The organism is Candidatus Njordibacter sp. Uisw_056, assembly GCF_047730085.1.
Lineage (GTDB): Bacteria > Pseudomonadota > Gammaproteobacteria > Pseudomonadales > Balneatricaceae > Njordibacter.
The window spans coordinates 2295131-2321714 of record NZ_CP159830.1 but is presented as its reverse complement, the minus strand read 5'-3'; the positions used below and the strand labels follow the sequence as shown (position 1 = coordinate 2321714).

The window sequence follows — 26584 nt, the reverse complement described above, 5'->3', positions numbered from 1 at the left end:
AATTGATGGAGATGAACAATGTCTGCCCATGAAGATCGGGGAATGATTAATAAAGTATTTTCTAGTGATAATACTGCAGGTGCAGCACATAGTGTATTGCAGGCTATTATGGATGCGGGCATGGCTATCCAGCAGCCCTATGGTAACGACGAACATAGTCAGCAGGTAGAACAGCTCCTAGCAGAAATTTTTGAGTGTCCAGTAAGTGTGTTTTTAGTAGCCACAGGCACCGCGGCTAATGCCTTGGCTTTAAGTGTGCTGACACCACCGTGGGGGTCTGTACTTTGCCACCCGCAAAGCCATATTAATATTGATGAGTGCGGTGCCCCAGAATTCTTTACGCATGGCGCCAAACTGGCTTTTGTGGATGGTGAGCACAGTAAGCTTTGCCCCAAAGAATTAGCCGCTAAGGCTGTGCCAAATACGGGTGACGTGCACACAGTGCAAACTGCTGTAGTCAGTGTGAGTCAAATCACTGAGACGGGCAGCGTGTATAGTTTACAAGAGTTGTCTGAAATTGGCCGAATATGCAAACAAAATAAGCTAAAGTTCCATATGGATGGTGCTCGATTTACTAATGCATTAGTGTCTTTGGGCTGCTCTCCTGCAGCTATGACATGGCAAGCTGGTGTTGATGTATTGTCATTTGGGGCAACCAAGAACGGCACTTTAGCGGTAGAAGCCATCGTGTTATTTGACCCAACCTTGGCAAAAGAAATGGCATGGAGACGCAAGAGGTCTGGCCATTTAATGTCTAAAATGAGCTTAATGTCTGCACAGTTAGTAGCGTATTTAAAGCAAGACCTGTGGCTTAATAATGCCCGCCAAGCTAATGCTATGGCTCTGCGGTTAGACCAAGGGTTACGCTCGATTAATGGGATCGACATGCAAGGGGAAACGGTTTCAAACATGTTCTTTTGTAAGATGCCAAAAGCCATGATTGATAGTTTACTTAACCAAGGCTTTTATTTTTACAGTAATCGATGGGGTGAGAATGTTGTTCGCTTGGTCACTAATTTCACGACTAAGGAAGCTGATGTAGATGGCTTCATAAAGGCCGCTAAGCAGTGGGACTTGGACCAATAGGGCCACTTATAGGGGTGCTAAAAGGTGTAAAAGGCTTGTTTAAGGGCAAGCACCAAATGGCAAATAAAGGTGTGTTGACAGATTTCATGCCATGCATCAAATCACTAGAATTATACACTAGGCTACCCAAGCCCGGTGTATGCCAATCACCATTGCCTTGGCGCCACCTACCATCACTGAGCACAAGGTATAGCTCTTCTGGCTCGTGATGGTGGTCTGGATAGTCTATATTGGGGCGCATTAAAGTAACGCCGACAATTAAATCTTGCCGCACTTCCAACCCCTCGGGGCCAATAATTTGGGCATTCACATGACTCGCCATAAAGCTTTGGTTATTAACTACAGGCCTTTGATACCAGGGCAGGTCATCAGCAAGGTCTATGACCTTATTGACCATGTTTTGGCACATCAACGGCAAGGTTGCATTAGCTTTTTTTATTTGTGGTAACAAATCAGCCAAAGGATTAGCCTGGTAGTCTTGAAGCTTAACGTCTCCAGGTGTGCTAAGCCGTTTAATCACTGACTGCAAGGTCGTTGAGCCACGCGAATTTAAAGCGTTAGTTTGCTGCAGCAGTAATACTAAATGTTGGCGCAGGTTAGCGAGCTTTTGCTGGATATGTTTTTGCTGGGGCATATTGGTCTGCAGTATATTCACTTTTAAGCCATCATAACCTTTTTAAAGCCTGATATAAAAGTGGCTTTATTAGCCCAATAAAATGCTGAGAAACATTAATTAGTAATGTACCTTTTATAGCTTAACTCTTGGCAGCTAACCAAGCTGAAGAAATTGCCATACACCCACCTACCACCCAAAACGCTGTGCTTAAGTCTTGTGTCCAAAACGCGGCAAGGCCTAATATTAAGGCACCAATTGCATACCCTAAGTCACGCCAAAATCGATAAACCCCAATGGCGGTAGCACGCCACTGGGGTTGAGAATAGTCCGCTACGGCGGCGGCTAAGTTTGGGTATAGTAAGGCCATTCCTAAACCTGTGAGGGCAGCGCTGCAGCTCCACCATAAGACTGTTTCGTTGAGGGGCATGATGAGCACACCCATAGTCGTTATCGCCATGCCAGTGACATTTAACCTCTTGCGTCCATACTTATCAGACCAGTGTCCAGTGAGTAACTGGCTAGCACCCCAAACTAAACCATATATTGAAATGATCCAGCCCGTTAATGGCAAATCTTGTGTCTTTTGGTACAGGTAAATGGGATAGACAATCCACACTAACGCGTCAACAAATTTTTCTACACAGCCTGCTTGGGTGATAGCGAGTAGCTGTGAATTGCTCCAACTCATGCGTTTAAACACTGACCAGGTAGAAATAGTGTCTGGGGAGCCTGTGAATGAGGGCTTTTGCGTTTGATACAAAGCCCATGGACGAGTCTCAACAATGTTAATCAATGTGAGGATGAAAGCAAGGCTAATAATAACCAGGCCAATGACTAACAACCCAGTTTTGAGCCCAAGCCACTGGCTAATGTAAGCACTTGCTAAACCGCCCAAAGCAACACCTGTGTATCCTGCAAACTCATTTAAACCGATAGTCAACCCGCGCTCATGGGCTGCGGTAATGTCTAATTTAGCAGTTTGACTCATAGACCAGGTGAGGCCTTGGTTGATACCCAAAAGAATAGTTGCAAAGACTACCCAGGCCCACGATTGGGCAAAATAAAATAATACTGGAATAGGTAAAGCAATAAGCCAGCCCAAAAGGTGAACAGGTTTTCGGCCTATTTTTTCGGCCCAGTACCCCGCGACAAAATTCATACACCCTTTAACCACTCCAAAGGCTATAACAAAGGTGCTCAGTAGTAATAGAGAGTCTTTAGCCAAGCCAAATTCCTGTTCCGCTAGCGGCGTAATAACTATACGAGTTGTCCCTAGCATTAGCCCTACAAAAAACACTTGTAATAGCCATTGGAAAAGCTGATGAGAATTATTTTTTAGCCCATAGGCTAGAGGCTCATTATGGTGAGTGGCCATGGTGTGCTACCTCCTGCACAAGCGCTCGATGTATCGGCAATTTATGATGCATTAGACTATTCTAAATAAAACAGTAAGCCAATACTAGGCTAGCATGGTGTTGATCTTGATTACCCTATAAAGTCACTTGTGTGTCACATATCAAACTGCTAGGGTTACTGCCCTTTTCACTGTTGCCTCAAACTTGTATGAACCCTAAAAACGACGCGCTAGATTCCACCACGCCAGCAACAATGAAGGGTGTACACTTGGTTGGCCATGGAGGCCTAGACCAATTGGTGTATTGTGAAGACATTCCCACACCCAAGCCTAAAAAGGGTGAAGTATTACTTAAAGTATTGGCGGCAGGCGTGAATAATACTGACATTAACACCCGCATAGGCTGGTACTCTAAACAAGTCACAGGTGACACCAGCACTGGTGCCAACCAAGGTTATGATGAGCTGGATGCGGCGACTGCCACATGGTCAGGAAGTGCATTACAATTGCCTCGTATCCAAGGGGCAGACGTGTGTGGTGAAGTGGTTTCTGTAGGTGCAGGTGTGAGCAGTAAACGTATAGGTGAACGCGTTATTGTACGTACTATGCAGCAAGATCCATATACTAAAAAGCGCTTTGATTGTGTCACTTTTGGGTCTGAATATGATGGTGGTTTCGCGCAATATACTTGTGCCCTGAGTGATGAGGCATATGTGGTAAATACTCCTTGGAGTGATGTTGAACTGGCCTCTATTCCTTGTGCATATTCCACAGCGGAAAACATGCTTCATAGGGCTGATTTAAAGTCTGGCGAGCGGGTATTAATTATGGGTGCGTCTGGCGGCGTGGGCTCTGCTGCAGTGCAGTTAGCAAAACGCCGTGGCGCTTATGTGATTGCTGTTGCAGGCATTACCAAGCACGATGATGTTAGAGCGTTAGGCGCCGATCAGCTGGTAGCTCGGGGTGATAATCTTATCACTGCCATTGGCGCTGATAACGTAGATTTAGTTATCGATTTGGTGGCTGGGCCAGACTGGCCGCAGCTGCTGGACGTACTGTGCAGAGGTGGCCGCTACGCAGTTTCTGGCGCCATTGCTGGGCCTATGGTAGAGCTGGATATTCGCACGCTATATTTAAAAGACCTGACTTTCTTTGGCTGTACGTTTCAAGACCCTATTGTATTTAGCAACCTAGTGAGCTACATCGAAGCAGAAGACATTCGCCCAGTGGTGGCTCGCAGCTACCCACTCACACAAATACACAAAGCCCAGACAGATTTCTTGAATAAAGGTTTTACAGGAAAGTTAGTACTCGTTCCTGAAATTTAAATTAGTTTGCAGAGCGACTGCACCATAAAAAGCTAAGCCCATAAAAACAAACCCAGTTGATATACCTAAAGGAATAATTCTTTCAGCTGGCCTGAGGCAGTGCGATGTGATGCTGTAAAGTATCTTCTCTTTAACGCGGTAAGCTGTGGGCGCTTAGGCAAAGTTAACATTGAAAAATAGTTTAAAAAGCTGAATCTTAGATAAAAAAAGACTGCCAGTATTGAACGAGCAGCCTTTAGGGGGGAGTGACGTTAATTTGTTACCTAACTCTTTGGTAGCAACACAGTATCAATCACATGTATCACACCATTTTTCTGTGGTACGTCTGCAATCGTTACAGTCGCTACATTGCCATTCTCATCTGTAAAAGTAACTTGTTCGTTACTATACTTTGCAGTTAGCATGCACCCACCTACAGTACCTACTTTAGCCATACCACCATTATCAGTGGCCATTTTAATGACATCTGCAGCCATCGCTTTTGCTGCAACTACGTGGCAAGTGAGTATGGTTCTAAGCGTCCCGATATTCTCAGGTTTTAGCAACGTATCCACTGTGCCGGCAGGCAACTTAGCAAAGGCTGCATTAGTGGGTGCTAAAACGGTAAACGGGCCATCACCCTGTAAAGTGTCTACCAAACCAGCAGCTGTTACTGCAGCCACCAAAACAGCAAGTTCGTCTGACGCAGATGCGTTCTCAACGATGGTTTTAGATGCCACCATTTCTGCACTGCCAACCATTACCCCATGAGCGCCAGCAAAAGCAGGCACTGCTGCTAACGTAATTAAGGACATGAGCGCAACATTAACAATCGATTTTTTTAAATTCATTAGTTTTCTCTTTGTTTAACTGCAGCACAACTATAGTTGCCTATTAACGCTATAACAGGTCAATCATTATGCCGCATTTGTTATCTACGTTGATGCTCTTCTTCCCTATAGAGCTTCCCCTAAATGAGGTATTTTAAGTATAGGCATTCAAGTGTAAGGGTGGGTGGAGATACTGCAAAGGAGTGCAAAGATAATGCGGGTTTGTGAAAAGATCACCAACCCAGGCTATCTATTAAAGGTTGCGGTGACTCGCATTACAATAGTGAGAGCCTAACCAAAGGCAATGCAAAAGCCGGCGTTTGGTATAGAGTTGTCCAGTACCTAGGTGTCAATGACTCACATGGTTGACAGAGGCTTCAGGGTTTGGCGTCAAGTCGCCATACGAGAGTTAGCTGAGCCAGTAATAACTTATTTTTTATCAGCTAAAACCTACTTTTTCTGAGCCTTATTGCCCCTGCGACTCAATACAATACCGCCTAGGATAAGCAACAATCCACCCACCATCGCTGTGGTTAAAGTTTCACCTAACAACACTACACCGAACAAGACGCTAAATATGGGGACTAGATACCCCACTTGGGCAACAAAGGTGTAACCGTACATGCGGATCAAGTAAAAGCGTACAAAAAAAGCAGCGCCTGTAGGTATTAGCCCTAAATACACTAGCGCAATAATTGCTGAGTTAGGCATGCTTTCAGAATGGGCTAGGGGGTTTTCAAAAAACAGGCTAGCAGGCAAGGTGATAAGACAGCCCCCCAAAAGAACGCCTGCCGACAGCATCGCACTGCTCACGCCTTTAACTTGTTTAACCATGGCGCCTGAAATAACGTAGGATGCTGCGGCAACAATAATTGCTAACTGAGGTAATACGTCGCCCATACCTGTGCTAAATGTGTCTAACCCAATAACATACAACACGCCAATAAACCCAAGTATAAAGCCTGCCGCTTTATACCCAGTGATGTGTTCGTTGGCACTGGTAAAGTGGGCCAAAAGGATGGCTATTAAGGGGCCTGTAGCCATAAAAATTGCTGCTCTACCAGAATCCAATGATTGCTCACCCCAAGGAATTAGAAAAAATGGTAGGGCACAGTTGAAGAAACCAATGAGCAAAAAACTCATCCAAATAGACGCAGAGCGAGGTAGGCGGTCCCCTTGCATTAAGGCATACACTAGCAGCACGAATGCAGCAATAAATATGCGCCCAGCAGCAATGCTAATGGGCCCAAACCCTTCTAAGGCATATTTAATAGCCTGAAAAGATGAACCCCATACAGCCCCTTGCACAGCAAGTAATGTATAGGCTTGAAGACCAGGGGTTTTGATCATCGATATGACTCAGTTGTAGTGATGCTTGGCATCACCAATAATAGATTCCACTGTGCAGCTCCAGTGCATAAGCTGTTGGTCTTGTCCGTGCCCCATCATTATTTGTAAGCCTAATGGCATATCATAATCGTCCAATCCGCAGGGCAGTGTGGCGGCACAAAGATGTTGTAAATTGGCCACTTGGGTATTGCGCAAAGCTTGGATATTACGCTCTTTATAATGCTCCATACTCGCTTCAACATAGGCCAGAGTTGGCGCGCTGATAGGGCAGGTTGGGCAAACAGCAAAATCAACGCGCTTTAGAAGTGTTTCTGCAGCTTGGTTGAACGTGTTTATAAGTGCACTTTTTTCGGCAACTCGTGCTGGCGCGTCGGCTATGTCAGCATCTGTAAGGTGGGCAAAACGCATTTTAGTGCTTGGGGCCAATTGTTCAAACCAAGGCGTTCTCGCTTCAGTTTTGATAAATGCTGGGAACTCTAGTGCTGAAAAGCCACCTTCTAAAAACAGTTGATAAGTCTCTTCAAGATAAGGCCAATCTAACTCTACTAAAACTGCTCCCGCAGCTTCTAGTTTTGCTAACGCGTTTAATACTTGTTTATCTATGCCGCCCTCACAACCTTCAAATAGTGCCGTAATGACCCCTATACGAGCGCCTTGAATAGATTTTTTTGTCAGTGTGCTTTGATCAATAAACGCCTTTGGGTTATTGCTGGTGGCTGGGTCTAGCACGGCAAAACCCCACAGAGCATCAGCAGCACTTAAGGCTAAAAGGCCCGCGGTATCAACACTGGGGGCTAGGGGTACAATACCATCTTTCTCCCACCGTCCAACGCTTGTTTTAAGGCCAAATGTGCCACAAAATGCCGCTGGAACACGCACTGAGCCGGCAGTGTCTGAGCCTAAAGCCAATTGGCAAGCCCCCATCCACAAGGACACAGGTGCCCCAGAACTAGAGCCGCCAGGAACCCGATGTTGTTGAGTATCGAATGGGTTAACTGGCACTGGCCAATGCGGGTTAGTGCCCAGGCCACCGAACGCAAATTCAACAGTATGAGTTTTACCACACACATGCGCGCCTGCACTTGTTAGGCGTTTCACCAAGGTGCCAGAGCTGTTAAATTCCAGCAAGGCTAAAGGTGAGCCGGCATAGGTATCAAACCCAGTTACAGCGTACAGGTCTTTAACCGATACAGTGACGCCTGCCAATAACCCTTTAGGGGAGGCGGATGGTACTTCTCCAATAGATCTAAATGCTTGAAGTTGTGGTTGATGTTGGTTCAGCTTGCTGTATGCGTCACCAATTAAAGTGAGGGGGGGTATTTTCTTATCAGACACTAAGCGATGAATTTGCTTGATATTCAAAGTTGGTTTAAGGATCATGAATAAGCAACCTGCATCTGCTCAAATACCCGCTCTCGATGTTCTAAAGTTTTAATTGCATGAGGGCCTAAACGGCGCGCGTAGGCAGTAAGAATAGCTTCGATGAGTACCACCCATGCGGCTGTACTATTGCTAAAAAAACTACCATTGGTGGGTATGGTAAACAGGCAGTTAGCGTCGCTACTCATGGGTGCTCCATGAGTATCTGTAAATACAATAGTGGGTATTTCCATGGCTGTTGCTTGGCGGCAACAATCAACAGCAATGCGGCTATATGGGTGACTTCCAAAGACAATGAGTAAATCTTGATGGTTCAATTGCGCCAGGCCATGGGGAACACCATGGCCTGAATCACCTAATACGCCAACACCATCACGCAACAGCCCTAAGCAATATGAGAAAAACGTTGCAGTGGAATAAAACTGACGTTGTGCAAAAGTGCGCACGTGGCGTGCATTTTGCAAAAGTTCTAAGGCCTGCTGCCACTGATCTGTAGAAACCTGTGACATCATTTGTTGAATATTAGCTATTTCTTCTTGCGCAACCTGAACCAGTAGGTCTGATTCCTGATCCTGAGATTGATGGGCTCGTTCGCTGTAGAAGTGAGGTTCTGCTAAATGTTGGCGGAAAATGTTTTGTAGGGCGTTAAAGCCACTATAACCAAGGCGTGTGGCGAGGCGGGTTAGGGTGGATGCACTCACTCCAAATTTTTTGGCTAGTTGATTAATAGAACTGTGGGCGGCGGTATCAGGGCTGTTGGCTAGATCTATTAATACACCATAGGAACGCTGCCCCAACTTAATGGAACTTCGTTTAGTGGCAATGGCAGCAATCACTCTTCTAAGTTCTGGAAGATCTGCTGCTGGCAGTACGGGTATTTGATTCATGCCTTAAAACCCTCCTAGTAAAACGCTGACATGATTATCGCTCAATCTAGCCTAATAAAAAAGCAAATATAATTCCTTTTTTGTTGATTAATGCAAAAAAAGTTGCATAATAGTGGTTCGCAACACCTATTGGCATAAGCTTGTGGGTGCGAGTGAATTATTTGCACAAGGAAAATATAATGAAAACAATAAAAAAAGTCACTATGGGTGCCGTACTTGGCACAGCCCTTTCCGTAATCAGTTTAACCTCCCCCTTATCTCAAGCAGCTAATACCTTTATTTCTATCGGCACAGGCGGCCCCACAGGCGTTTATTTTGTGGTAGGCAACTCAATTTGCCGCATGGTCCATAAAGAAGCGGCAGAAGGGCGCAAGAGTGGCCGCAAACATGGTATTCGCTGTGCCGCCCCATCTACCGGTGGTTCAAACTATAATATTGGCCAAATTGGTGAAGGTGAATTAGACTTTGGTGTTGCTCAATCAGATTGGCAGTTCCACGCATCAAATGGCAGCAGTAAGTGGGAAGGTAAAAAGCAAACGGACTTAAGGGCAGTGTTTTCAGTTCACCCTGAGCCATTCCATATTATTGTGGGTAAGGACTCAGGCATTAATAGCTGGGGAGATTTAGCTGGAAAACGCGTTAATATCGGTAATCCAGGCTCAGGCCAACGAGGCACTATGGAAGTATTGATGGCTGCTCATGGCGTGACTAGCAGCGATTTCAAAATTGCTACAGAATTAACTTCTTCAGAGCAGTCGTCAGCGCTATGTGATGGCAAAATTGATGCATACGGCTATACCGTTGGTGTACCTAATGCAGGTGTTTCTATTGCAACTGATGGTTGTGATGCGCGGATTATCAACTTGAATAGTGATGTTGAAAAAGGATTAGTTAATAATAATCCTTATTATGCATTTGCCACTATTCCAGCGGGTACCTATAAAACAAGTAGCCAAGACATCACTACCTTTGGTGTAAAAGCGACTTTTGTTAGTTCTGCTAAAGTGTCTGCTGATACAGTGTATGAGTTAGTGCGAGCGGTGTTCGAGAATATAGAAGACTTCCGTAAACTGCATCCTGCATTTGCTAACCTTAGCCACGAGCAGATGATCAGTGATGGCCTAAGTGCACCTTTGCACGAAGGTGCAGTGCGTTATTACAAAGAACAGGGTTGGATGTAACTAACCCACTCCTAGGCTGTGGGCTAAGGCCTTCAGCCTAAGGTTTTAATTATTACACTTGAGCCCTCATCATGACTCCAGATCCTCAGTTATTGGCTGAAGAGATTGAGTTTAAGTCCAAACCCCTGCAAGGGTCATGGGCCATACTTGTCTCTATAGTTGCTTTGTCTTGGTGCTTATTCCAATTATGGATAGCGTCGCCTTTACCCTTTAGTTTAGGTTGGGGCATTTTAATTGATGTGCCGAAGCGCGCCATTCATCTAGCCTTTGCTATGTCTTTGTGTTTTTTGCTTTATGGCGCTAGAGAAAGTCATCGCAGGCGCCACTATGTTGGCAAATGGGACTTGCTATTGGCGCTTCTAGCCGTAGTGGTAACTTTGTATGTGCCCTTAGCTTACACAGATATTGTGGAACGCCATGGCATGTTGCTCAACATAAACGGGTTTGGCATTAACTGGCCGCTGGAAATGATCATTGGTTTGTTGGGGGTGGCCTTGTTACTTGAAGCAACTCGAAGAGCCTTGGGTTTGCCCTTAGTCATTGTAAGTTTAGTGTTTTTAATTTATTCAGTTTTCGGTCAATCCATGCCCGAATTGATCTCTCACAAAGGTGTTTCCTTAGAACGGCTTGTGGGTTACCACTGGTTGGGCGGCGAGGCTATTTTTGGCATCCCCCTTGATGTGTCAGTTAGCTTTGTATTCTTATTCGTGCTGTTTGGGGCTCTACTAGAAAAAGCTGGTGCAGGTAAGTATTTTTTAGATTTAGCTTTCGCTATGGTGGGTCGCTATCGCGGTGGGCCCGCTAAAGCAGCAATACTAGCCTCGGGTATGACGGGCACTATTTCTGGCTCATCGATCGCTAATGTAGTGACTACGGGTACTTTTACTATTCCAGTAATGCGCAAAATGGGTATGCCTGCTATCAAAGCGGGCGCCATTGAAGTCGCTGCCTCTACTAATGGTCAACTAATGCCGCCTATTATGGGTGCCGCAGCCTTTATTATGGCAGAGTATATTGGTATCAGTTATATGGAAGTAGTGAAAGCCGCCATTATTCCTGCACTGATTAGCTACATGGCACTACTCTACATTTCTCACCTGGAAGCTTTAAAACTTAATTTAAAAGGCATGCCTAAGGCAGATATTCCACACCTGTGGAATACCTTTGTGAGTGGTTTACATTATTTATTACCCATCATAGTGTTGGTTTACCTGCTGATGATAAAACGCTGGACTCCAGGCAGTGCGGTGTTTTATTCCATTTTGTTGCTGATGGCTATCATCCTATTGCAACATTTTTGGCGACCCAACAAGGCTGATGATTCTGTTTTTGTGCGCTTTAGATCAGGTGTTATCGATGTGATACAGGGCATGATATCTGGCACACGTAATATGATCACTATAGGTGTTGCTGTAGCAACGGCAGGCATTATCGTTGGTGCTGTGTCATCTACAGGCCTAAATAATGCGATGGTAGGTTTGGTAGAAGCGATCGCTGGAAATAACATATATCTGCTGCTAGGGCTCACCGCAGTCTTGTGTTTGGTGCTTGGTATTGGTTTGCCAACTACTGCCAATTATTTAGTGGTGGCTTCATTAATGGCCGGGGTTCTAGTGGAGCTTGGCAGTGCTGCAGGCCTAACCTTACCCATTATTGCTGTGCATTTATTTGTATTTTATTTTGGTCTACTTGCCGATGATACTCCCCCCGTTTGTTTAGCCGCCTATGCGGCCTCTGCTATTTCTAGAGCTGACCCCATTAAAACTGGGATACAGGCGTTTGCCTACGATATTCGTACCGCAATTTTACCCTTTGTATTTATCTTTAATCCACAGTTACTGCTAATAGGGGTGACTAGCTGGTGGCATGGTATCAGTGTGTTTTTGGTGGCCTTGGTTGCTATTTTAAGTTTTAGCTCGGCCACTCAAGGCTGGTTACTCATTCGCAATCGCTGGTATGAAAGTGCTGCCTTACTCTTTGCCACCTGGGTGCTATTTTTACCTAACGCTGCTATGAGCCATATTTGGCCTGAATATGCAGCTGTTAAGTTTGACACCTTTACTCGAGGCCAGCTGATGTTGGATCAAGGGCAAAAAGTGCGCCTGCATGTGACACGCCATACTAACTATGGTGATCGATTTAAGTTATTTGCATTTCCAGCCAATTCTGCTGGCGCTTTTTCTGCTGAAAGCTTGGGTATGACCCTAGCTTATGAAGAGCAAGAAGGTTGGGTTGTGCAAAATCTAAGCTATTTGAGCCCCGCTGAGGCAGTAGGCATAGATTACTACGACGAAGTAACCGCGGTCGATGTGCAGACCTCAAACCGGCCACCGCGGGAATGGGCCTTTGTGCCTGCCTTTTTGCTAATTGCCTTGGTGTGGTTAAACCAGCGCCGCAGGCGTACCAATTTAAGTAGAGGTGATTTACGTGCTTAAATCAACATCAAGTCAGGTTTTTCATCGGCACTGCCATGCGCACAACCCCACAGCTGTGAGCGGTCAAGGCTGTTACATTACAGACCATCAGGGCAAACAGTATTTAGATGGTTCGGGTGGCGCTGCAGTATCGTGTTTGGGTCATGGCGACTTGGACGTTAACCATGCAATGAAAGCCCAAATAGATCAGATGGCTTTTGCCCACACTGGTTTTTTTACCTCAGAACCTGCGGAGCAACTGGCGCAACTATTAATACAGCATGCTCCAGCTGGTTTGGAACGAGTGTATCTTGTCTCGGGCGGGTCAGAGGCGGTGGAATCTGCTTTAAAACTTGCTCGGCAATACTTTTTAGAGGTTGGCCAGCCTAAGCGTAGCCGAGTGATTGCTAGGCGACAGAGTTACCATGGTAATACCTTGGGTGCTCTGGCCGTGGGTGGTAATCAATGGCGCAGGCAACCCTTTATCCCTTTGTTAGTGGAAGTAAGCCACATTGCTCCCTGCTATGCTTATCGTGATCAGCAGCAGGGTGAAACAGAGCTTGAATATGGCTTGCGAGTTGCCAACGAGTTAGAGCAAGAAATTTTAACCATTGGGGCCGGGAACGTCATGGCCTTTGTAGCAGAGCCTGTTGTGGGAGCCACTATGGGTGCGGTGCCTGCCGTAGCGGGTTATTTTACCCGCATCCGAGAAATATGTGATCAATATGGTGTGCTATTGATCTTAGACGAGGTTATGTGTGGCATGGGCCGTATCGGTAAGTTATTTGCCTGTGAGCATGATGGTGTAGTCCCAGATCTCTTGTGTTTGGCCAAGGGTTTAGGTGCTGGGTATCAGCCTATTGGGGCCATGCTCGCTAGTGATAAAATATATCAAGCTGTAGCCCAAGGCAGTGGTTTATTCCAACATGGTTATACCTACATGGGTCACCCCATCGCCTGTGCAGCAGCATTGGCCGTGACCCACAAAATACTGAATGAGGGTCTACTAGATCAAGTAGTAAGGCGTGGAGAGTATTTGCATGGTGCATTAGGTGATATGTTTGAAGGGCATCCTAATGTGGGTGATATTCGCGGCCTTGGTTTATTTCAGGGCATAGAATTGGTTTCAGATCGTTCTACTAAAGCGCCTCTGCTGCCAAGCCTAGGTACTGCGGGGAAAATCAAAAAGGCCGCTTTTGAGGCTGGATTAGTTTGTTACCCTATGGCGGGCACGATTGATGGTGTGCAAGGCGACCATATTCTTTTGGCCCCACCTTTTATTATTAGTGAACCCCAAATAGACGAACTAGTAGCCAAGCTAGGGCAGTCAATTAACGAGGTATTAGCCAATTGAGTAAGCAATTGCCCTTGATGGTTATGGTGGCACCCAATGGCGCAAGACGCAATAACCGGGATCACCCTCATTTACCATTGACTATTGAGCAAACGGTCAATGCAGCATTAGCTTGCCAGCAAGTAGGAGCGTGTATATTGCATGCCCATATTCGTGATAAGCAAGGAAAACACAGCTTAGATGTGGGCATTTACCAAGAATTGTTAGCTGAAATGGCACACCAAGTGCCAGATATGCTAGTACAAATTACTACTGAAGCGGTGGGGCAATACAGTACTCAGCAACAAATAGACCTAGTGACCAAACTGCGGCCTAAAATGGCCAGTGTTGCGTTGCGTGAGTTGGTTCCAACCTTTGCCAGTGAGACTGTGGCGAAACACTTTTTTAGCTGGGCTGAGGAGGCTCAGGTGCAGTTGCAGATTATTCTTTACGATGCTGCAGACTTAAACCATTTAAATGAACTACAACATGCAGGTGTATTGCCTGAAAAAACAGCTTGTGTCCTCTACGTACTTGGCCGTTACCGAGAAAACTTACAGGCCCAGCCTTCAGACTTAAATGAGTTCATGGAAGCTGAAAAACGTCGTACGTGGTTTGCTTGCGCTTTTGGTCAAAACGAACATTCCTGCATTACCAACGCGATCGATTTTGGTGGCCATGCTAGGGTTGGATTCGAAAATAATTTGTGGCTACCTTCAGGTGAACTTGCTGCCAATAACCATACCTTAGTGGCTCAAGTGGTTAGCTACGCCCAAAGTCAGGGCCGGCCCTTAGCCAGTGCACATGAAGCTAAGCTAATCCTAGGGGTGAGGAACTAATTAAGTGCAACTATAGTTTAGTAAAGCTTACAATTTTTTTGATACGTTTTCCTTAATCGATCCTAACACCACGATCACGCCAGAAACGACTACCAGAGCCATACCGAACATCGCCTCAAAAGTAATCAGCTCATCCCATAAAAGCCAACCTAGTAAACCAGCAAAAATTACAGAACCATAGGTAAAGCTTCCCAGTTCTCCTGCAGCTGCGTATCGGTAACCCTTGCTCAAAAGTAGCTGTGCCAGAGTAGCAAAACCTGCCATTAATACCATACCCATTAATAACCAAAGGCTAGGGGTGTCCCAAGCCAATAAAGCAGGTATTAAGGAAAATAAGGTATTAAATAAGGAAAGATAAAACACAATTAAGATGCTGCTTTGGGTTAGTGTTAGTTTGCGTACCACTACTTTAGCGGTGGCTCCTAATGAGGCGCCAAAAATAGCTAGTAAAGCTACCCAGGGTACTTGAGTATGACCTTCGGGGTTAAGAACGACCCAAATGCCAATAAAACCCACTAAAATAGCCATCACTGTCCAACCAGTAATACGTTCTTTAAGCCAAATAAACCCCACAATAGGAATAAATAAAGGCGCTGTTTGTTTAAGCAGGGCTGCTTGGGCTAGGGGTAAATGTGCCCAAGAATAAAACAGGCAGTACATGGCTGCGATTCCAACAAGGGACCGCACTAAGTGCAGTGGCAACTGCGTCGTGGCTATGGAACGCCTCCCATTGCGCAATAACCAAGGTACAAAGAATGATAAACCTATGGCGTTGCGAGCCAACACCAGTACTTCTATGGGTACCTGTTTAGCAAGTTCGTGAATCATCACCCCTGTTAGTACTAATGCCAGCTCAGACAAGAGAATGAGCAGGGCGCCTTTGTGAAGGTCTGACACTAGTGTGCGGTGGTAGTGCATTGCTATAGGTAAGCCCTATTTTGGCTGGTGGCCTTATATTACAATCTTTTTAACTCGTTTGCTGCGATCGCGTTAGTGTGGGTTTTTAGGGTTTTAGATAGTTAAAAACGATGAATTTTGGCGTCACAATATAATTAACTACCCTTGTCTTCTATGGAGTTGTTCTCTAAACAAAACATAAAGCCCTGCGGTAACCACAATGGCTGAACCCAAAAGCATATATTGGTCTACTTTTTCATTAAGAATAAATACGCCTACCATCATGCCAAATAATAATCGCGTGTAACGTAATGGACTAATAATTGAGATTTCTCCAGAGCGCATCGCTTTAGTGGCGTAATAGCTGCCACTGGAAGCAAATAAAATCATACCTATCAGATAACCACTAGCCTCTATCGAAGGTGCTTTCACTCCTCCAAACCACATCATAACTAAGCCAATAAGCACAAACGTCATAGAGCCATAGAGTGCCAGCATAGAAGCAGAAATAGTGACTGGCGATAAGCGTGAACCTACATCGCGCATAGCCATACCGATGACTGCCAGTACTGCGTAAAGGGAAAATACATCAAAGCTGTCTGCACCAGGCCGAATGATAAGTAATACCCCAGTAAACCCAATGATCACCGCTAAAAGGCGATGTATACCCACTTTTTCGCCTAAAAATACAAATGAAATTAAAGTCATTAATAACGGCAGGGTTTGTAAAATAGCAGCTACGGAAGTAAACGCCGAGTGGATGAGAGCTAGAAAAATGAATATCACCGCAACGCCTTCACCCACTGTTCTCAGTAACACCGCGGGCATAAAAAATTGACGAGTTAACACCTTTTCGTGCTTCCGTTTTGCGATAGACCAAAACAGACCACAGCAACCCAAGCCCAAAATAAACATGACCTGCCCCGTAGGAAGGATTTCACAAGCCCATTTTAAGGTTAGGTCGGCTAGAGTGAATGACGCCATGGATAGGGTCATGAATAACATGCCGGTGATATTTTCTGACTTGCTAGGCATATGACAAACTATGGTGAAAAAATGATCGCTCACTATAGCTAGTTTTTTCACTGATATCACTAGTTAAAGTGAGTCTCCATAAGTTTGTAACCACTGCATTGGAAAATGTACCTGTGGGTGAGATGAGTGTGGGGTAATAATATACCCATAGCCAAATAACTGGTGATTACTTATGGGGACCAGGCTGTGATTGTTGATCTCAGTTTGCATTAAAGCAGCTGACACTATTATGCCCGATGTGGTTAATGCGCCATGGCACCAAGGCACCTTAGGCCTTATTATGACAGTTAAGGTAGGCCAACCTACGCCTCAGCCCTGTGGTTAACGCTAACATTATGTTATGTGTCATCTGCTTGTCACATTCTGCTTCTAGAATAGCCCCTAATTCGAACTGTATTTAAATCTTAGGAGTAAACTATGAAAGCCAAGAAGTTTTTAACTGCCCTAACGTTAGTTGCTAGCACCCTTTCAGTTACCGCGCTTGCATCTGACTTGTTAGATCCCAACCTGCCAACTTATAAAAGAGTTAGCGGAGTATCAGGGAACTTATCTTCCGTGGGTTCTGACACCCTTGCCAACCTAATGACTCTTTGGGCGGAAGAGTTTAAGCGTAACTACCCTAATGTTAATATCCAGATTCAGGCCGCTGGCTCCTCTACTGCGCCTCCAGGGTTAACTGAAGGCACCTCTAATTTGGGGCCTATGAGCCGCAAGATGAAGGATAATGAGCTACAGGCCTTTGAGGCCAAGTATGGTTATAAACCTACAGCTATTCCGGTTGCTATAGATGCTTTAGCTGTGTTTGTTAACAAAGATAACCCGGTTCAAGGGATGCAGATTGCCGATGTTGATGCTATTTTTTCTGCAACCCGAAAATGTGGTGGCGAAGCAGACATCGTAAAATGGAAACAGGTGGGTGTTATGGGTGCTCTAGGTAACCAAGACATTCAAATTTATGGACGCAATTCTGTATCTGGCACCTATGGTTACTTTAAGAAAAAAGCACTTTGCAAAGGGGACTACAAAAGTTCTGTGAACGAACAGCCAGGTTCGGCTTCAGTCGTTCAGTCAGTGGCAACATCATTAAATGGCATAGGCTATTCTGGTATAGGCTATAAAACCTCATCTGTTCGTGCCATCCCTATATCTAAAAAGGGCCCTGATTATGTTGCAGCGACGCCTGCTAACGCAGTGAATGGCACTTACCCACTATCTCGCTTTCTATACGTATATGTTAATAAAGCACCTAACTATGGCCTATCTCCGCTAGAACGCGAGTTTGTTAAGCTTGTCATGTCTAAGGCTGGCCAAGAGGTTGTGGTGAAAGATGGTTATATCCCACTACCCCTTAAGGTGGTAGAAAAGTACCTTAATGAGCTTGGATTAAACTAACCTCAACGTTAGGTTGTTATATAAGTGAGAGCCACAAGGGCCTGCTCAGCAAAGAGCAGGCCCTTTTTAATGCCTGTTAAAAAATAGATTTACGCTAATATGACAAGCTTGTCATATTGCTGTCATATAGGCCCATTAGACTAGCCAGCATGAATGAAAAGACATCTATAATTGCTCCAAAACTAGACTTTAACACCCCAGCCTTACGACGATACCGTAAGCTAAGGGCTATGAAAGACCGCCTTACTACTATGTTTGTTGGCATAGGGGGTATGAGCGTCATCGTGGCTATTCTGCTCATTTTTGTGTACCTGACTTATGAGGTAGTCCCCTTATTTAAGGGGGCTAGCATTAGCCCATGGAACGAGCAGTACAGCACCTATAGCGTGGGCCCAAGCTTACCTAGCTTGCATTTAGGTGTTGAGGAGCAAAATGAGGTGGGCTTTAAACTATCTAGTGACGCTGGTGTCTATTTTTTTGCCACTGAAGATGGGCGCATAAAGGCTACTGATAAACTAGCCTTTAGTGAGCCGGGCACAATTAGTGCGTTTGCGTTAAATAGCAATGTTAGTCGATTATTTGTGGTAGCCAGCAAACAGGGCGAAATTCTAGTGGCAAAGCCAGACTACGACATCACATATCCTAATGATGAACGCCTAATCACCCCAAGTTTGCTTTATCCCTATGGCAAAAAAGCCATTGATCTGCCTGCAGGCTTTGGTGAACCTATGGTGTTGGCAATTAGGGATGCAGAAGAGGCTCTCATCATTGTGGCAGCAAATGCTAATCGCCAACTGTCATTGATTAAATTAAGCAAAGAGCAAAACTTTATTACCGAAATTCTGGAAGTGAGTGAGGAAGTATATGAGTTACCTGCTTTGAGCTCTATGCCATTTAAGCTACTACTTTCCCCTGATCAACGTTGGTTAATGGCCATTGATCAGGATGCTAACTTAACGATTTTGGATCTGCGTAACCTAGAAAAACCACGTTTACATGCGGTGCATAAACTGTCTAATTATGCGCTAAGTGATGCTCAGTTACTGCTAGGTGGGTCAACCCTAACTGTGGCTGATGTAAGTGGCGCCATTAGCCAATGGTTTATGGTGCGAGATGAAGAAAACCAATGGACTTTGAGGCATATACGCGATTTTGCACAACAACAAGGTGCTCAGATATTGGCTATGGAACACCGCCGCCGCAGTTTTACTTCTGCAGATATCAATGGAAATGTGGCATTGTTTAGTGCCTCTGCGGGAGTTCAGGTACATAGGGAAAAGCTCACGCAAGAGCCCATTCATTTTATGGCTATGTCGCCTCGCGCGAATGCCATGTTGGTAGAGAATGACTCAGGGCAGTTGAGTTTTTGGAAAGTAGAAAACAAGCATCCAGATACATCTTGGAAAGCGTTGTGGCACAAAATTTGGTACGAAGGTTATGAAAACCCTAAGTACATTTGGCAGTCCTCAGCCGCATCTAACGACTTTGAGCCAAAATACAGTCTTATGCCATTGGCTTTTGGCACCTTAAAATCGGCTTTTTACGCCATGCTGATGGCAACCCCTTTGGCGATTTGTGGTGCGATCTATACGGCTTATTTTATGGCTCCTGCAATGCGTCGTAAAGTGAAACCATTAATTGAGTTAATGGAAGCATTACCCACAGTTATTCTGGGTTTTTTGGCTGGCCTGTGGTTAGCCCCTTTTGTAGAAACAAATTTGGCGAGCGTGTTTACCTTACTAGTAGTGGTGCCTTTGGGCACCTTAGTTTTTGCATACCTATGGGCGCAGGTGCCTAAAGAAGCTTGGTGCCAGCTTCCTGAAGGTTGGGATGTGTTGCTTATTATTCCTATAGTGCTTGGTTTGGCTTGGCTGTCTATGCCTATTAGTGATGGCCTAGAGGCGAGTTTATTTGGTGGTAATATGCGCCAATGGGTGAGCGAAGATTTAGGGATTAATTACGATCAACGCAACGCTCTGGTGGTAGGCATTGCTATGGGATTTGCTGTCATTCCTACTATTTTTTCTATTACTGAAGATGCTATTTTTAGTGTGCCAAAACATCTAAGCCAGGGTAGTTTGGCCCTTGGAGCAACATCTTGGCAGACCCTCACTCGCGTAGTGATACCCACAGCAAGTCCGGGTATTTTTTCAGCGGTAATGATTGGTATGGGGCGTGCAGTTGGAGAAACCATGATCGTTTTAATGGCCACAGGTAACACCCCTATTATGGACATGAATATTTTTGAGGGTATGCGTACCTTGGCGGCTAACATTGCGGTTGAAATGCCAGAATCAGAAGTGGGTGGGTCTCACTTTAGAATATTATTTTTAGCTGCTTTAGTTTTGTTTGCCTTTACCTTTATTGTTAATACGTTAGCCGAAGTTGTGCGCCAACGGTTGCGACAAAAATACGGTTCACTGTAAGAGTTACGAATAATGAGAATTGGTATAAAACAATGGTTCGCTAGCGGTTTGCCTTGGATTTGGCTTAACGGCGCAGCTGTATCTATTAATGTCATCATGGTAGTGGGTGTGCTGGCGCTAATTGCCGTGCGTGGCTTAGGACATTTCTGGCCTGCGCCAATATTACAGGCGCAAGTGCAGGGGCAGGAGCAAAGCACGAGTTTAATTGGCAGTATTGTTGATGACGAACTGGTTAGCGCGGAACAGCTGCGTGGCTCAGGTGTTGTGCTTCCAGCAAGTCAGGAAAGTGCTAAACGCTTGCTCATAAAAACAGGTAATAGAGATGTTACCAGGGCGGACTTTGTTTGGGTGCTAGAACAAAGCTTACGCCAGATCACCTACCCACAAGAGATAATGGCTCTTGAACGGCGCGAATGGGGTAACTTTTATGGTCGACTAGTGGCTATAAAACAGGCTGGAACAGTGGTCGCAGAACAAGGTAAGCAAGCTGATCAGGAAATGTGGCAGCTGATGCAAGAGCGTGTGAAGCGTAGCTTAAATATTTATGACGACATTCAAGCGATTGAAAAAGGAGCCATAGGAGAAATTAACCATGGCATGGAGCGCTTGCGGCTAAAAAATCGTAGCCTTGAATTAGAAAACCAATTAACCCCTTTACTGCAGGCAGAACTTGAGGCTGAACGAAGGCAGTTAGATAGACGATATACAGGCTTGCAGCAACAACTGATAGACCTCTATGCAGCGTTTGAGCGAGATAGCATGATTGCAGAAACTATGTCTGGCACACAAATAGAAATTAATTTATCAAAAGTAGTGCGTGCATACCGTCCAAACGGTATGACTAACATGGCAAAAGTTAACTTTTATATGTCAAAAATATGGGAATTTGTAAGCACAGAACCACGCGAAGCCAATACCGAAGGGGGTGTTTTTCCAGCTATTTTTGGCACTGTACTCATGGTGCTGCTGATGTCAGTTATGGTGACACCGATTGGTGTGGTGGCAGCAGTGTATTTACGTGAGTATGCCAAGCAAGGCTTAATTACACGAATTATTCGCATAGCCGTTAACAACCTGGCAGGCGTACCTTCTATTGTTTATGGGGTATTTGGCTTGGGTTTCTTTATCTATTTTTTGGGTGGCAATATAGATGAATTATTTTTTGCTGCTGCAGCCCCGGCGCCTACTTTTGGTACCCCAGGTTTACTGTGGGCATCGCTAACCTTGGCCCTATTAACTGTTCCTGTAGTTATTGTTGCTACAGAAGAGGGCTTGTCGCGTATTCCACGTGCGGTGCGTGAAGGTAGCCTAGCTTTAGGTGCCACCAAGTCTGAAACGCTATGGCGAATAGTGTTGCCAATGGCGAGTCCGGCAATAATGACAGGTGTTATTTTAGCTGTGGCACGTGCCGCAGGAGAGGTTGCGCCCTTGATGCTTGTAGGCGTTGTTAAATTAGCCCCTTCTTTGCCGTTGGACGGCAACTACCCCTACTTGCACTTGGACCAAAAGTTTATGCATCTGGGGTTTCATATTTATGACGTGGGTTTTCAAAGCCCAAATGTAGAAGCAGCAAGACCCTTGGTCTATGCAACTGCCTTTTTGCTGGTGTTGGTTATTGCCCTATTAAATTTGTCTGCAGTGGCTCTTCGTAACCGTCTACGAGAAAAATATAAGGCTTTGGAGAGTTAATTAATGAGAGTAAATATGATGCATGCTGAGCACAAGACCAACTTTAGTTTAGCCATTAATGCCCCCCAGGGATTACGCATGGAGCAAGAGCGCATTGCTGTAGAGGTGAATGGGTTGAATTTGTACTATGGTGGTAAGAGGGCTTTAAATAGTGTCAATATGCAGATCCCCCGTAATCGAGTGACTGCCTTTATTGGCCCCAGTGGCTGTGGTAAATCAACTTTGCTGCGGTGCTTTAATCGTATGAATGACTTAGTCGATTCATGCAGCATTGATGGTCAAATAACCCTTGATAAAGAAAATATATACGCAAAGGGTGTAGATGTAGCTGAGCTTCGACGAAGGGTAGGCATGGTTTTTCAAAAACCTAACCCGTTCCCCAAGAGTATTTTTGAAAATGTGGCTTATGGCCTGCGTATTCAGGGCATTAAAAAGAAGCGCTTAATAAGCGAAACTGTGGAGTGGGCACTAAAATCAGCCGCCCTATGGGATGAAGTTAAAGACCGTCTTCACGAAAGCGCCTTAGGCATGTCTGGTGGCCAGCAACAAAGGCTGGTCATCGCTCGGACTATTGCTGTGAAGCCAGAAATTCTATTATTAGACGAACCTGCATCGTCCTTAGACCCTATTTCAACGTTAAAAATTGAAGAGCTGATACATGAGCTAAAGAAGGATTTCACGATCGTTATAGTGACTCATAATATGCAACAGGCAGCTCGCGTTTCAGACTATACCGCTTTTATGTATATGGGTGACTTGATCGAATTTGGCACCACTGACCAATTATTTACTAACCCAGTACAAAAGCAAACAGAAGATTATATTACTGGCCGCTACGGTTAGGGCTGTTAAGGAATTTAATATGAATATTACTAATAAAGATGGGCATGCTGGCCATATATCGCAGCAGTTTAATACTGAATTGGATGAAATTCTTACGCATTTAATGACGATGGGTGGGCTCATAGAGCAACAGCTAAAAGATGCCATTGAGGGTCTAAAAGTGGGTGACACAGAACTGCTGCAAAACGCCATTAAAGCAGATGACAAAATTAACATTATGGAAATGCGCTTGGATGAACAGTGCACGCATATTATTGCTCGGCGCCAGCCCGCAGCCAGCGATTTACGTTTGGTAATAGCCATCAGTAAAGCTGTAGCAGATTTAGAGCGCATGGGTGATGAAATTTGTCGAATTGCCAATAGTTCTAAGAAGTTAACTCAAGGATTTCCAGGCGAAGGCTATGCACAGGTTAGACATATCAGTGATTTGGTTGCTACCATGGTGAGCGATGCACTGACTGCCTTTGCTCGTTATGATGCAGACTTAGCCTACCAAGTAGCCAAACGTGATGACGCTGTTGATCAAGAATACAAGTTTGCAATGCGCGCCTTAGTGACACATATGATGGAAGAGCCACAAACGATTAAACAAAGCATGCACATTATTTGGATTTTGCGCAGCCTAGAGCGAGTAGGGGATCATGCGCAAAATGTAGCCCAGCACCTAATTTATCTGGTAAAAGGTATTAATGTGAGTCACAGTTCGGTGGCGCAGATGCACGCCACTCTTGATATGCATAAGCATGAATAATTTAGTAACTCAATGACTTGAAATTATTTGACACATTAACCTTTCCCTAGTGAATCATAGAAGACGCTCATGGCTCAAAAAAAAATACTGATTGTTGAAGATGAAGAAGATATCCGCGAGATACTGCGGTTGGTATTAGAGAAGGCTGGTTTCATATGCATTGAAGCTGAAAACATAAAACATGCCTACGTTAAAATTATCGATCTAAAGCCCGATTTAGTCTTATTAGATTGGATGTTACCCATGGGCAGTGGCATTGAGCTTGCTCGGCGTTTAAAGCGTGATGAATTGACTGCTAAGTTACCCATCATTATGCTCACAGCACGCGAAGAAGAAGCAGATAAAGTGCTTGGCTTAGATTCAGGAGCTGATGATTTCATTACTAAGCCTTTTTCTCCACGTGAGCTAGTAGCGAGGGTTAAATCAGTGATGCGCCGCACAGGTGTGGAGTTAGAGCACAACCAATTGCAAGTGGAAGATTTAAGCCTAGATACTGCTTCACAGCGAGTCATGATTAAACAACAGCCCATCACTATTGGCCCAGCAGAAACACGCTTATTAACTTTTTTTATGAACCACCCAGAGCGGGTGTATAGCAGAGGCCAGCTACTGGATAATGTCTGGGGCAGGAATGTATACATAGACGAACGCACTGTAGACGTCCATATTCGCCGATTACGCAATGCTTTGGGCAAGCAGCACGCGCTATTTGTACAAACTGTACGGGGTTCTGGCTATCGTTTTTCTGCAAAAATTAATGAACAAGGCTAGTGTGGTTTGGGTTTACATTGCCATCGCTTCAAGTGCTACTTTGGCAGCAACCTTATGGTCAACGGGTTGGGCTTTTGCGGGTGGTCTGTGCGCTATTTGGTTTTACCAAACCCATAAACTAAAGCAACTCACTGAGTGGCTAAATAGTTATGACAAGCAAGCAGAGTTGCCTGATGCCCAGGGAGTGTGGGGGAGGGTATTTGACCAAATTACTGAGTTACAGATTAAACACTTTAAATCTCAGCAAGAATTAACCACAGCCATTTTGCGCATACAAAAAACGGCTAACGCACTGGGTGAGGGCGTGGTAACCGTTGATGCCAGTGGTGCACTAGAATGGTGGAATGTTGCAGCACGAAAAATGCTAGGCCTAAAAAATAAACAGGACCGAGGTGCGCCTCTGCTGCATTTCTTGCGCAAGCCAGACTTTTTTAGCTATTACCAGAAAGCGGATTTTACTCACCCAATATGTGTTCAATCACCAGTGCATGCTGAGCAAACATTAGAGATAGCTGTGACTGAATTTGCTAAGGGTGATCGCCTTTTGATCATGCGAGATATTACTGATAGCCAAAAACTTGAACGTATGCGGCAAGATTTTATTGGTAATGTGTCCCATGAACTTCGCACACCTTTAACTGTCATTCACGGTTACTTGGAAACCTTTCAGCTGCACCACCCAGAATTAGATGCCACTATACAAAAGGCACATATGCGTATGTTAGTCCAAACCCAGCGCATGACTAATTTGGTGCAAGACCTCTTGCTTCTATCCCGTTTGGAAGGCAGTGACAGTCAGCCTGAGGTGGTCCATAACGATATGGCAGTGCTGCTCAAGCAGGCTTGTGATGAAGCTCAAGCATCGGCTGCAAAATTAAACAAGCAACTGACTATAAATCGACACCTTGAAACTCACAAACATGTGATGGGAGCCGAGCAAGAGATATACAGTGTGTTGATCAACTTAGTGTTAAATGCTGTTAAATATACTCAAAATGGAGGGAATATAGACATTACTTGGCACGAAACTGACGACGGGCTGTGTTTGACAGTACTCGATGATGGTATTGGTATTTGCCAGGAGCACTTATCGCGATTAACAGAGCGTTTTTATCGTGTTGACCACAGCCGTGCTTCTGCAAGTGGTGGAACAGGCTTGGGTTTGGCCATTGCGAAGCGCATTATGCTGCGTCATAAAGGGAGCTTAAATATTACCTCACAAGAAGGCCGAGGAAGTTGTTTCACCTGTATATTCCCTAGCCCAGATAAGGATTTGCATTAACCCACTTATTGATTATCCTGACTATAGGAGCGGGTGCCAGCCTATGGGTGCATCAATCGGTTAATAGTTCATAATTACTCATGCGCAGCCTAATAAGCCGATCGCCCTTTCCACCAGCAAACAGTGACAGATAAACTACGGCTTTTTTAGACCCTATAACCTTGTCAGTTCCGCGACAAGCATGTATCTTAATCTCCTAGATTAACCTAGCAGCAGGGCTGTTTTCTTTACATGAATACTCTTTCTACCTATACCCTTCCGTCTGAGCCATCGAGTCGCTTTAAAGCGGGATCTATTGGCGAAAAAAATCAACAAAAAGTACTTGAAGCGGCGTTAACAGTTTTTTCACGCAAAGGGTTTTCAGGTGCTCGAATTGATGAGATTGCAAAAGCAGCAGGCATGTCAAAAACTAACATGCTGTATTACTTCAAAACAAAGAAAGAGTTGTATCAATTTGTTATCGTTAGAGTTTTAAGGCGTTGGTTGGGTTCGCTTGGTGATTTACATAGCCAGGATCAACCCATTGATGTCATTACTGAATATATTACAAACAAGATGCAGCTGTCACAACAATACCCAGAGGCATCACGCCTCATTGCTATGGAAATTATGGCAGGCGCTCCAGTCATCGGAAACTTCTTGCAGACTGAGTTACATACTTGGGTTAAGCAAAAAGGCCATGTTTTTTTACAGTGGCAACGTGAAGGGCTTATGGCTCAGATAGAACCTGCGCATGTGTTTTTTATGATTTGGGCTTTGACACAGACCTATGCTGACTTTGAGTCACAAATCTCTGCTGTGGTTAAACCTAACGACTACGATAGCGAAATATATCCCCCAGCAACCCACTATGCCATTGAAGTTCTTGTGCGTGGGCTGAACCTAAAATCTCGCTTATAGCCAACCTAATAATGGGAGTTT

The 26584-nt window shown here is 44.9% G+C and carries 23 protein-coding genes; 15 read left to right on the top strand and 8 right to left on the bottom strand.

Annotated features, from left to right (window positions below):
- The first annotated feature begins 18 nt into the window (after positions 1-18).
- Complete coding sequence (locus ABXT60_RS11105) at positions 19-1086, top strand: threonine aldolase family protein (RefSeq protein WP_443630212.1); 1068 nt, start codon at positions 19-21, stop codon at positions 1084-1086.
- Here the strand turns inward: ABXT60_RS11105 and ABXT60_RS11100 are convergent.
- Entirely contained in the window at positions 1061-1720 is a 660-nt protein-coding gene (locus tag ABXT60_RS11100) for a dimethylsulfonioproprionate lyase family protein (protein WP_443630211.1), read from the bottom strand. The two genes, ABXT60_RS11105 and ABXT60_RS11100, sit on opposite strands and share 26 nt — an antisense overlap.
- A 121-nt stretch (positions 1721-1841) precedes the next feature.
- Positions 1842-3077 carry an MFS transporter gene (locus ABXT60_RS11095; RefSeq protein ID WP_443630210.1) on the bottom strand — a complete coding sequence of 412 codons (1236 nt, stop codon included), beginning with the start codon at positions 3075-3077 and terminating at the stop codon, positions 1842-1844.
- A gap of 131 nt (positions 3078-3208) precedes the next feature.
- Between ABXT60_RS11095 and ABXT60_RS11090 the strand changes: the two genes are divergently transcribed.
- The gene (locus ABXT60_RS11090; protein WP_443630209.1) at positions 3209-4384 is read left to right on the top strand and encodes an alcohol dehydrogenase family protein; all 1176 of its coding nucleotides are present in this window, start codon (positions 3209-3211) and stop codon (positions 4382-4384) included.
- Between the two features lie 263 nt (positions 4385-4647).
- Here ABXT60_RS11090 and ABXT60_RS11085 read toward each other — a convergent pair whose 3' ends face one another.
- The 4 genes from ABXT60_RS11085 to ABXT60_RS11070 form a co-directional block, all read right to left on the bottom strand.
- The gene (locus ABXT60_RS11085; RefSeq protein WP_443630208.1) at positions 4648-5214 is read right to left on the bottom strand and encodes a fasciclin domain-containing protein; all 567 of its coding nucleotides are present in this window, start codon (positions 5212-5214) and stop codon (positions 4648-4650) included.
- Between the two features lie 429 nt (positions 5215-5643).
- Positions 5644-6543, bottom strand: coding sequence for a DMT family transporter (locus ABXT60_RS11080; protein WP_443630207.1), 900 nt, complete (start codon positions 6541-6543; stop codon positions 5644-5646).
- 9 nt (positions 6544-6552) lie between these two features.
- Entirely contained in the window at positions 6553-7923 is a 1371-nt protein-coding gene (locus ABXT60_RS11075) for an amidase (RefSeq protein WP_443630206.1), read from the bottom strand.
- Entirely contained in the window at positions 7920-8810 is an 891-nt protein-coding gene (locus ABXT60_RS11070; RefSeq protein ID WP_443630205.1) for a MurR/RpiR family transcriptional regulator, read from the bottom strand. Before ABXT60_RS11070 ends, ABXT60_RS11075 begins: the two co-directional genes overlap by 4 nt.
- Positions 8811-8989: 179 nt before the next feature.
- Here ABXT60_RS11070 and ABXT60_RS11065 point away from each other — a divergent pair, with 179 nt between their 5' ends.
- The 4 genes from ABXT60_RS11065 to ABXT60_RS11050 all read left to right on the top strand — a co-directional run bounded on the left by ABXT60_RS11065 (position 8990) and on the right by ABXT60_RS11050 (position 14577).
- Complete coding sequence (locus ABXT60_RS11065) at positions 8990-9991, top strand: TAXI family TRAP transporter solute-binding subunit (RefSeq protein ID WP_443630204.1); 1002 nt, start codon at positions 8990-8992, stop codon at positions 9989-9991.
- A gap of 71 nt (positions 9992-10062) precedes the next feature.
- On the top strand, positions 10063-12426 hold the full coding sequence (locus ABXT60_RS11060; RefSeq protein ID WP_443630203.1) for a TRAP transporter permease: 2364 nt from the start codon (positions 10063-10065) through the stop codon (positions 12424-12426).
- Positions 12419-13759, top strand: a complete 1341-nt coding sequence (locus ABXT60_RS11055; protein ID WP_443630202.1) for an aspartate aminotransferase family protein — start codon at positions 12419-12421, stop codon at positions 13757-13759. The genes ABXT60_RS11060 and ABXT60_RS11055 overlap by 8 nt, the downstream gene beginning before the upstream one ends.
- The gene (locus tag ABXT60_RS11050) at positions 13756-14577 is read left to right on the top strand and encodes a 3-keto-5-aminohexanoate cleavage protein (protein ID WP_443630201.1); all 822 of its coding nucleotides are present in this window, start codon (positions 13756-13758) and stop codon (positions 14575-14577) included. Before ABXT60_RS11055 ends, ABXT60_RS11050 begins: the two co-directional genes overlap by 4 nt.
- Positions 14578-14604: 27 nt before the next feature.
- Here ABXT60_RS11050 and ABXT60_RS11045 read toward each other — a convergent pair whose 3' ends face one another.
- Together ABXT60_RS11045 and ABXT60_RS11040 are read right to left on the bottom strand one after the other, a co-directional pair.
- On the bottom strand, positions 14605-15495 hold the full coding sequence (locus ABXT60_RS11045) for a DMT family transporter (RefSeq protein WP_443630200.1): 891 nt from the start codon (positions 15493-15495) through the stop codon (positions 14605-14607).
- Between the two features lie 138 nt (positions 15496-15633).
- Positions 15634-16509, bottom strand: coding sequence for a DMT family transporter (locus ABXT60_RS11040; protein ID WP_443630199.1), 876 nt, complete (start codon positions 16507-16509; stop codon positions 15634-15636).
- Between the two features lie 190 nt (positions 16510-16699).
- Here ABXT60_RS11040 and ABXT60_RS11035 point away from each other — a divergent pair, with 190 nt between their 5' ends.
- From ABXT60_RS11035 to ABXT60_RS10995, 9 genes are all read left to right on the top strand, one after another.
- Entirely contained in the window at positions 16700-16834 is a 135-nt protein-coding gene (locus ABXT60_RS11035) for a hypothetical protein (RefSeq protein ID WP_443630198.1), read from the top strand.
- Positions 16835-16926: 92 nt separating this feature from the next.
- Positions 16927-17901, top strand: coding sequence for a PstS family phosphate ABC transporter substrate-binding protein (locus ABXT60_RS11030; protein WP_443630197.1), 975 nt, complete (start codon positions 16927-16929; stop codon positions 17899-17901).
- Between the two features lie 149 nt (positions 17902-18050).
- Positions 18051-20327 (top strand): ABC transporter permease subunit, encoded by a 2277-nt coding sequence (locus ABXT60_RS11025; RefSeq protein WP_443630196.1) that lies wholly within the window; start codon positions 18051-18053, stop codon positions 20325-20327.
- Positions 20328-20339: 12 nt separating this feature from the next.
- Positions 20340-22016 (top strand): phosphate ABC transporter permease PstA, encoded by a 1677-nt coding sequence (pstA, locus tag ABXT60_RS11020; RefSeq protein WP_443630195.1) that lies wholly within the window; start codon positions 20340-20342, stop codon positions 22014-22016.
- Between the two features lie 78 nt (positions 22017-22094).
- Positions 22095-22859 carry a phosphate ABC transporter ATP-binding protein PstB gene (gene pstB / locus ABXT60_RS11015; RefSeq protein WP_443632102.1) on the top strand — a complete coding sequence of 255 codons (765 nt, stop codon included), beginning with the start codon at positions 22095-22097 and terminating at the stop codon, positions 22857-22859.
- A gap of 19 nt (positions 22860-22878) precedes the next feature.
- A complete protein-coding gene (gene phoU / locus ABXT60_RS11010; RefSeq protein ID WP_443630194.1) occupies positions 22879-23610 on the top strand; it encodes a phosphate signaling complex protein PhoU in 732 nt (243 codons plus the stop codon).
- A gap of 69 nt (positions 23611-23679) precedes the next feature.
- Positions 23680-24381 carry a phosphate regulon transcriptional regulator PhoB gene (gene phoB / locus ABXT60_RS11005; protein ID WP_443630193.1) on the top strand — a complete coding sequence of 234 codons (702 nt, stop codon included), beginning with the start codon at positions 23680-23682 and terminating at the stop codon, positions 24379-24381.
- Positions 24368-25663 (top strand): phosphate regulon sensor histidine kinase PhoR, encoded by a 1296-nt coding sequence (phoR, locus tag ABXT60_RS11000; protein WP_443630192.1) that lies wholly within the window; start codon positions 24368-24370, stop codon positions 25661-25663. The genes phoB and phoR overlap by 14 nt, the downstream gene beginning before the upstream one ends.
- A 231-nt stretch (positions 25664-25894) precedes the next feature.
- Positions 25895-26563: a TetR family transcriptional regulator C-terminal domain-containing protein gene (locus tag ABXT60_RS10995; protein WP_443630191.1), complete on the top strand. Its 669-nt coding sequence runs from the start codon at positions 25895-25897 to the stop codon at positions 26561-26563.
- Positions 26564-26584 lie beyond the last annotated feature (21 nt).

Excerpts from the sequence above, each read along its gene's own strand:
- ABXT60_RS11105 (WP_443630212.1), top strand. The coding sequence starts at position 19 with ATGTCTGCCCATGAAGATCGGGGAATGATTAATAAAGTATTTTCTAGT.
- ABXT60_RS11100 (WP_443630211.1), bottom strand. The coding sequence starts at position 1,720 with ATGCCCCAGCAAAAACATATCCAGCAAAAGCTCGCTAACCTGCGCCAA.
- ABXT60_RS11095 (WP_443630210.1), bottom strand. The coding sequence starts at position 3,077 with ATGGCCACTCACCATAATGAGCCTCTAGCCTATGGGCTAAAAAATAAT.
- ABXT60_RS11085 (WP_443630208.1), bottom strand. The coding sequence starts at position 5,214 with ATGAATTTAAAAAAATCGATTGTTAATGTTGCGCTCATGTCCTTAATT.
- ABXT60_RS11080 (WP_443630207.1), bottom strand. The coding sequence starts at position 6,543 with ATGATCAAAACCCCTGGTCTTCAAGCCTATACATTACTTGCTGTGCAA.
- ABXT60_RS11075 (WP_443630206.1), bottom strand. The coding sequence starts at position 7,923 with ATGATCCTTAAACCAACTTTGAATATCAAGCAAATTCATCGCTTAGTG.
- ABXT60_RS11070 (WP_443630205.1), bottom strand. The coding sequence starts at position 8,810 with ATGAATCAAATACCCGTACTGCCAGCAGCAGATCTTCCAGAACTTAGA.
- ABXT60_RS11065 (WP_443630204.1), top strand. The coding sequence starts at position 8,990 with ATGAAAACAATAAAAAAAGTCACTATGGGTGCCGTACTTGGCACAGCC.
- ABXT60_RS11060 (WP_443630203.1), top strand. The coding sequence starts at position 10,063 with ATGACTCCAGATCCTCAGTTATTGGCTGAAGAGATTGAGTTTAAGTCC.
- ABXT60_RS11045 (WP_443630200.1), bottom strand. The coding sequence starts at position 15,495 with ATGCACTACCACCGCACACTAGTGTCAGACCTTCACAAAGGCGCCCTG.
- ABXT60_RS11040 (WP_443630199.1), bottom strand. The coding sequence starts at position 16,509 with ATGCCTAGCAAGTCAGAAAATATCACCGGCATGTTATTCATGACCCTA.
- ABXT60_RS11030 (WP_443630197.1), top strand. The coding sequence starts at position 16,927 with ATGAAAGCCAAGAAGTTTTTAACTGCCCTAACGTTAGTTGCTAGCACC.
- ABXT60_RS11025 (WP_443630196.1), top strand. The coding sequence starts at position 18,051 with ATGAATGAAAAGACATCTATAATTGCTCCAAAACTAGACTTTAACACC.
- pstA (WP_443630195.1), top strand. The coding sequence starts at position 20,340 with ATGAGAATTGGTATAAAACAATGGTTCGCTAGCGGTTTGCCTTGGATT.
- pstB (WP_443632102.1), top strand. The coding sequence starts at position 22,095 with ATGGAGCAAGAGCGCATTGCTGTAGAGGTGAATGGGTTGAATTTGTAC.
- phoU (WP_443630194.1), top strand. The coding sequence starts at position 22,879 with ATGAATATTACTAATAAAGATGGGCATGCTGGCCATATATCGCAGCAG.
- phoB (WP_443630193.1), top strand. The coding sequence starts at position 23,680 with ATGGCTCAAAAAAAAATACTGATTGTTGAAGATGAAGAAGATATCCGC.
- phoR (WP_443630192.1), top strand. The coding sequence starts at position 24,368 with ATGAACAAGGCTAGTGTGGTTTGGGTTTACATTGCCATCGCTTCAAGT.
- ABXT60_RS10995 (WP_443630191.1), top strand. The coding sequence starts at position 25,895 with ATGAATACTCTTTCTACCTATACCCTTCCGTCTGAGCCATCGAGTCGC.